Annotated in this window: 5 protein-coding genes; all 5 read left to right on the plus strand. The window is 71.0% G+C overall.

The window, feature by feature from the left end:
* The first annotated feature begins 84 nt into the window (after nt 1-84).
* The 5 genes from H1D24_RS41320 to H1D24_RS41340 all read left to right on the plus strand — a co-directional run bounded on the left by H1D24_RS41320 (nt 85) and on the right by H1D24_RS41340 (nt 5696).
* Nucleotides 85-756: a bifunctional 4-hydroxy-2-oxoglutarate aldolase/2-dehydro-3-deoxy-phosphogluconate aldolase gene (locus H1D24_RS41320; protein WP_181662925.1), complete on the plus strand. Its 672-nt coding sequence runs from the start codon at nt 85-87 to the stop codon at nt 754-756.
* The gene (locus H1D24_RS41325) at nt 753-1712 is read left to right on the plus strand and encodes a sugar kinase (protein WP_181662926.1); all 960 of its coding nucleotides are present in this window, start codon (nt 753-755) and stop codon (nt 1710-1712) included. Before H1D24_RS41320 ends, H1D24_RS41325 begins: the two co-directional genes overlap by 4 nt.
* Before the next feature lie 63 nt (nt 1713-1775).
* Nucleotides 1776-2849, plus strand: a complete 1074-nt coding sequence (locus H1D24_RS41330; RefSeq protein ID WP_181662927.1) for a lactonase family protein — start codon at nt 1776-1778, stop codon at nt 2847-2849.
* Between the two features lie 231 nt (nt 2850-3080).
* A complete protein-coding gene (arfA, locus tag H1D24_RS41335) occupies nt 3081-4604 on the plus strand; it encodes an arabinosylfuranosidase ArfA (protein WP_181662928.1) in 1524 nt (507 codons plus the stop codon).
* Between the two features lie 138 nt (nt 4605-4742).
* Nucleotides 4743-5696, plus strand: a complete 954-nt coding sequence (locus tag H1D24_RS41340; RefSeq protein WP_181662929.1) for a glycoside hydrolase family protein — start codon at nt 4743-4745, stop codon at nt 5694-5696.
* Nucleotides 5697-5857 lie beyond the last annotated feature (161 nt).

Consider the following 5857-nt stretch of genomic DNA (forward strand, 5'->3'; position numbering starts at 1 on the left):
CTCCTTACCAACACACCACGCTGCAAAGGAACTTCGCATGACCATCACCCAGCGCATCGGCACGTCGTCCGCGGCGGTGAGGTCTTGACCGAGCGTCCCCCACTCACCCCGCAGCTGGGCCGGACCCGGGTCATGGCCATCCTCCGGTCGGCTGACGCGACGGGACTGCCCGCCGTGGCGCGGGCCCTCGCGGACGGCGGCATCACATGCCTGGAGGTCACCCTCACCACATCGGGTGCCCTCGACGCGCTGGCCGGCATCCGGGACGAGCTCGGGCCCGAGGTGGCGGTCGGCGCCGGCACGGTGATCACCACCGAGCAGGCCCGGGAGGCGCTCGCGGCCGGGGCCGAGTTCCTGGTGGCCCCGGCCGTCGACACCGACGTGATCCGCGACGCAGCCGGCCGGGGCATCCCGTGCTACCCGGGGGCCTGGACGCCCACCGAGGTGTCCACCGCCTGGCGGGCGGGTGCCGCCGCCGTCAAGCTCTTCCCCGCGAGCACCGGCGGCCCCGCCCACCTGCGGCAGCTGCGGGCGCCACTGCCAGACGTCCCGCTCGTCGCCGTCGGCGGAGTCGGCGTCGACCAGGCCCGCGACTACCTCGACGCGGGCGCCCTCGCCGTCGGCATCGGCTCACCGCTGCTGCGCGGAGCGGACCGGAACCCGGCACCGGAGACCCTGGACGCCCTCACGGCGAGGACCCGCACGCTGCTCGACGCGATCCGGGCCACGCCCGGTCATCAGGAGGTGGGCCCGTGAACGACCCTTCCCAGCAAGGCTACTTGGTGACCGTCGGCGAGGTCCTCGCGGTCCTGGCCGCGACGGACACCGGCCCGCTGGCCCTGGGCTCCGACCTGCGTCTCGGGCTCGCCGGAGCCGAGTCGAACGTCGCCGTGGGCGTCAGCCGGCTCGGCGGGTCCGCCACCTGGATCGGCCGCGTCAGCGACGACGCACTCGGCGACCTCATCCTCCGCGAGCTGCGCGCGGAAGGCGTCACCACGGTCGCCGCACGCGACCCCGCCCCCACCTCGCTGCTGCTGCGCGAACGCCGAACGGCCACGCACAGCCGTACGCGCTACTACCGCACCCACACGGCCGGTTCCCGGCTTTCCGAGGAGGACATCCCGGAGGCCCTCGTCGCCGGATCGGCGGCCCTGCACATCACCGGCATCACCCCGGCGCTGGGCGAGGGGCCGTCCCGGGCCGTCACCCGGGCGGTGGACATCGCCGTCGCCTCCGGAGTACCGGTCTCCCTTGACATCAACTACCGCTCCCTGCTGTGGGGTGAAGCCGAGGCCAGGTGCACGCTGCTGCCGCTGCTGCGCAGGAGCGACCTGGTCTTCGCAGGACCGCACGAAGGCCGGATCATGGCTCCCGACGCCGACGGCCCGGAGGAGCTCGCCAAGGACATCTGCGACCTCGGCCCCGCCGGAGCCGTGATCAAGCTCGGCGCCGAGGGCGCGTACGCCCTCCTCGACGGACGGTCGTACCGGCAGCCCGCCATGCCCGTCACCGTGCACGACTCGGTGGGAGCGGGAGACGCGTTCGCCGCCGGGTACCTCGCCGGACTGCTCGCGGGTGAGCCCCCGGAGCTGCGGCTGCGGACGGCGGCCCTGCTCGGCGCCTTCGCGGTGAGCACCACCGGAGACTGGGAAGGTCTGCCCCGGCGCTCCGAACTGGGGCTGCTGGACCACTACGACGACATCGTGCGCTGAGCCCTTCCCAGCACTGCCCGCTCACGTACCCACCTGCTCAGAGAACTTCCAGGGAACACACCCATGCCCACGCGTTCCTCCACCGATGAGGTCGCTGTCCTCACCGGCTCCTACACACCCGACTCCGGCGGGGACGGCGCCGGGATCGCAGCCCTGAGACTCGCCCCGGGCACCGGCCACCTGGCGCACGACACCGGAGTGCCGCCGGTGCCCGTCAGTGGGGCGTCCTTCCTGGCGGCGCATCCCCGGCTCGACGTTGTCTACAGCACGAACGAGACCGATCCGGGCACCGTCAGCGCCCTGGTCCGGCACGACGACGGCCAACTGTCGCCATTGGGCGGCCCGTTGAGCAGCGGCGGCGCCAACCCGTGCCACCTCACCGTCCACCCGGAAGGTGGCTGGCTGCTGACCGCGAACTACGGCAGCGACACAGCGCCCGGCAGCGTGGCCGTGCACCGCCTCGACGCGGACGGACGCCCGGTGGAGCTGACCGACATCGCCGTCCACGAAGGGTCGGGCCCGGTCGCCGGACGGCAGGAGAACAGCCACGCCCACCAGGTGCTCGTCGACCCGGCGGGCCGTTACGTCCTCGCCACCGACCTGGGCGCCGACGCGGTCTTCACCTACCGGCTCGACACCCGCACCGGAACCCTGGAGCGGACGGCGGTGAACCGGCTGCGCCCCGGCTCCGGTCCTCGCCATCTCGCCTTCGCCCCCGGTGGTGAGCTGGTGTTCAGCGCGGACGAACTGTCCTCGACCGTCACCTGCCACCGCTACGACACCGGCACGGGCACCCTTACGGGCCTCTCCTCAGTGCCCGCCACGGCCGTCCCGGACATCACCAACCAGCCGGGCGGCATCGTCGCCTCGCCCTGCGGCCGATTCGTGTGGGTGACCAATCGGGGCGCGGACACGGTGGCCGCGTTCCGGGTCACCGGCACAACACTGGAACCGATCGACGAGATGTCCGCCGGCGGTACCTGGCCGCGCGGCCTGACCTACGCGGACGATCATCTGCTGGTCGCCAACCAGCACAGCGGGACGTTCGTCGCGCTGCGTGTCCTGGACGACGGGGCGCTGCGGCAGGCGGGCCCGGCGATGTCCGTTCCGTCGGTGGTCTGCGCGCTCGTCCTCTGACACGGCCGTTCAGGTCCTTTTTCCGCCTCCGCCACCCCTACCCCGCCCCGTCTACCCGTCCCGTCCCCGGGGCCTGCCGCCCCGGCCTCCGCCCAGGGGCTGCGGCCCCAGACTCCAGACACCCCAGACACCCCCCCTTCGGCTTGAACGGACTCGTCCGCGAACGCCGGACAGCCTGAACAGCCTGAACTGAACAGCCTGAACAGCCTGAACAGCCAACGAAAGGCAGTCATGTCCCGCCCCACCACCCCCGCGCGCTTCACCCTCGACTCGGCGTTCGGCATCGGCGCTGTCCATCCCCGTCTGTACGGATCGTTCGTCGAGCACCTGGGCCGCTGCGTCTACACCGGCATCTACGAACCCGGCCACCCGCAGGCCGACGCCGACGGCCTGCGCCAGGACGTTCTGGAGCTGATCCGGGAACTGGGCGTCACCACCGTGCGCTACCCGGGCGGCAACTTCGTCTCCGGCTACCGCTGGGAGGACTCCGTAGGGCCGCGCGAGGAGCGCCCGGTCCGGCTGGACCTGGCCTGGAAGTCCACCGAGACCAACGAGTTCGGTCTCGGGGAGTTCATGGACTTCTGCGCCAAGACCGGCACGGAACCCATGATGGCCGTCAACCTCGGCACCCGCGGGGTGGAGGACGCCCTGCGGCTGCTGGAGTACAGCAACCACCCGGGCGGCACCGAGCTGTCCGACCGCCGCATCGCCCACGGAGCCAAGGAGCCGTACGGCATCAAGATGTGGTGCCTGGGCAACGAGATGGACGGGCCCTGGCAGACCGGGCACAAGACGGCGGAGGAGTACGGACGGCTCGCCGCCGAGACCGCCCGCGCCATGAGAATGATCCAGCCCGACCTGGAACTGGTCGCCTGCGGCAGTTCGAGCTCCGGCATGCCGACCTTCGCCGCCTGGGAGGCGACCGTCCTGGAAGCCGCGTACGACCTGGTCGACCACATCTCGCTGCACGCCTACTACGAGGAGATCGACGGCGACCGCGACTCCTTCCTGGCCTCCGCCGTCGACATGGAGCACTTCATCGAGTCGGTCGTCGCCACCTGCGACCACGTCCGGGCGCGGCTCAAGGAGAAGAAGCGGATCAACCTCTCCTTCGACGAGTGGAACGTCTGGTACCAGAAGCGGCCCAACCCCCATCAGGTCGAGGACTGGCAGCAGGCACCGCGCCTGCTGGAGGACGTCTACACCGTCACCGACGCCGTGGTCTTCGGCTCGCTGCTCATCGCCCTGCTGCGACACGCCGACCGGGTCACCGCCGCCTCGCTGGCCCAGCTCGTCAACGTCATCGCGCCGATCATGACCGAGCCGGGCGGCGCCGCCTGGCGGCAGACCACGTTCTTCCCCTTCGCCCAGGCGTCCACGTACGGGCGCGGCCGGGTGCTGCGCGTCGACGTGGACAGCCCCACGTACCCCACCGCCCGCTTCGGTGACGTACCGCTGCTGCACGCCACCGCCGTCATGGACGACGAGACCGGCGACATCACCGTCTTCGCGGTCAACCGCAGCCAGACAGACGCCCTGCCCCTGGAGATCGACCTGCGCGGCGTCGGCGCCCACACCGTGGCGGAGCACCTGGCCCTGGCCGACAGCGACCCGGAGGCCACCAACACCGCGGACCGGCCCGACCGGGTCACCCCGCACCCCGCCACCGGCACCACCGTCACCGACGGCGTCCTCCACGCCGAACTCGAACCGCTCTCCTGGAACATGATCCGGCTGACAGGCCGGCAGGACTGACCACTCCGACGTACCGACTGCCCATGGGCCGCTGCCACCGCCGTCGTCCACGTCGCGGCCACGGCTCATGGGCCTGCATGCGGCACCGGCTCATGGGCCTGCATGCGACACCAACACACTCACGCCTGGGAAGTACCGATGACAACCGTTGCCCGACCCCTGTTCCGAGACCCCATGCACGACGGCGCGACCGACCCCACTGTCATCTGGAACCGGCAGGCCGGCGAGTGGTGGATGTTCTACACGAGCCGACGCGCCGACGCGCCGCCGATGAACGACGTGAGCTGGGTGCACGGGACCGACATCGGGATCGCGTCCTCCGCGGACGGCGGAGCCACCTGGCTGTACCGGGGAATCGCCGAGGGGCTGGACATCGAGCCCGGGCGGCATACCTACTGGGCGCCTGAGATTGTCGACGACGGAACCGAGTACCACATGTTCGTCAGCGTGATCCGCGGTGTGCCGACCCAGTGGGAGGGCCATGCACGCGTGATCCGTCACTACACGAGCCACGATCTCTTCTCATGGACGTACCGTTCCACCTTGTCGCTCTCGTCCGACAGAGTGATCGACGCCTGCGTCCTGCGGCTCCCCACGGGCGGCTACCGCATGTGGTACAAGGACGAGGCCGATCACGCGCACACCTACGCGGCGGACAGCGACGATCTGGCGCGGTGGACCGTCCGGGGGCCCGCCGTCGAGTGCTCGAAGCACGAAGGCCCGAACGTCTTCGAGCTCGGCGGCAGCTACTGGATGATCATCGACGAATGGCACGGGCAGCGGGTCCTCCACTCACGGGACCTCGAGACATGGGAACCGCGAGGACTCATCCTCGATCGTCCCGGGCAGGGCCCAGACGACGGAGGGTACGGCTACCACGCCGACGTCGTCACCAGCGAACTCGGTGCGTTCATCTTCTATTTCTCGCACCCCAGGCGATCCGACGACGACCCCGGACCCCACATCGACCACAACGGCCGCCGAAGCTCGATCCAGGTCGCCCGCCTGCGGGTGAGCGGAGACACCCTCGTGTGCGACCGCGACGAAGCCCTTGAGGCCCCCATCCTCCCTCTCGAAGGACCTGACCGGTGACACGGGGGGACGTGCGGTTCCCGCCCTGACGGCCGTTCACATAGACCTCAGGACTCCGGGCGGTCGTCCACAACCCACGCCGAACACGACCCACCGGCTGAGCGGCGCGCTCGCGAGCCGGATCGCCGGCACCACGACGCTGCTTCCCCGCAGGCCCGCAA

It is taken from the genome of Streptomyces himalayensis subsp. himalayensis (assembly GCF_013778455.1).
In the GTDB taxonomy this organism is placed as follows: domain Bacteria; phylum Actinomycetota; class Actinomycetes; order Streptomycetales; family Streptomycetaceae; genus Streptomyces; species Streptomyces himalayensis.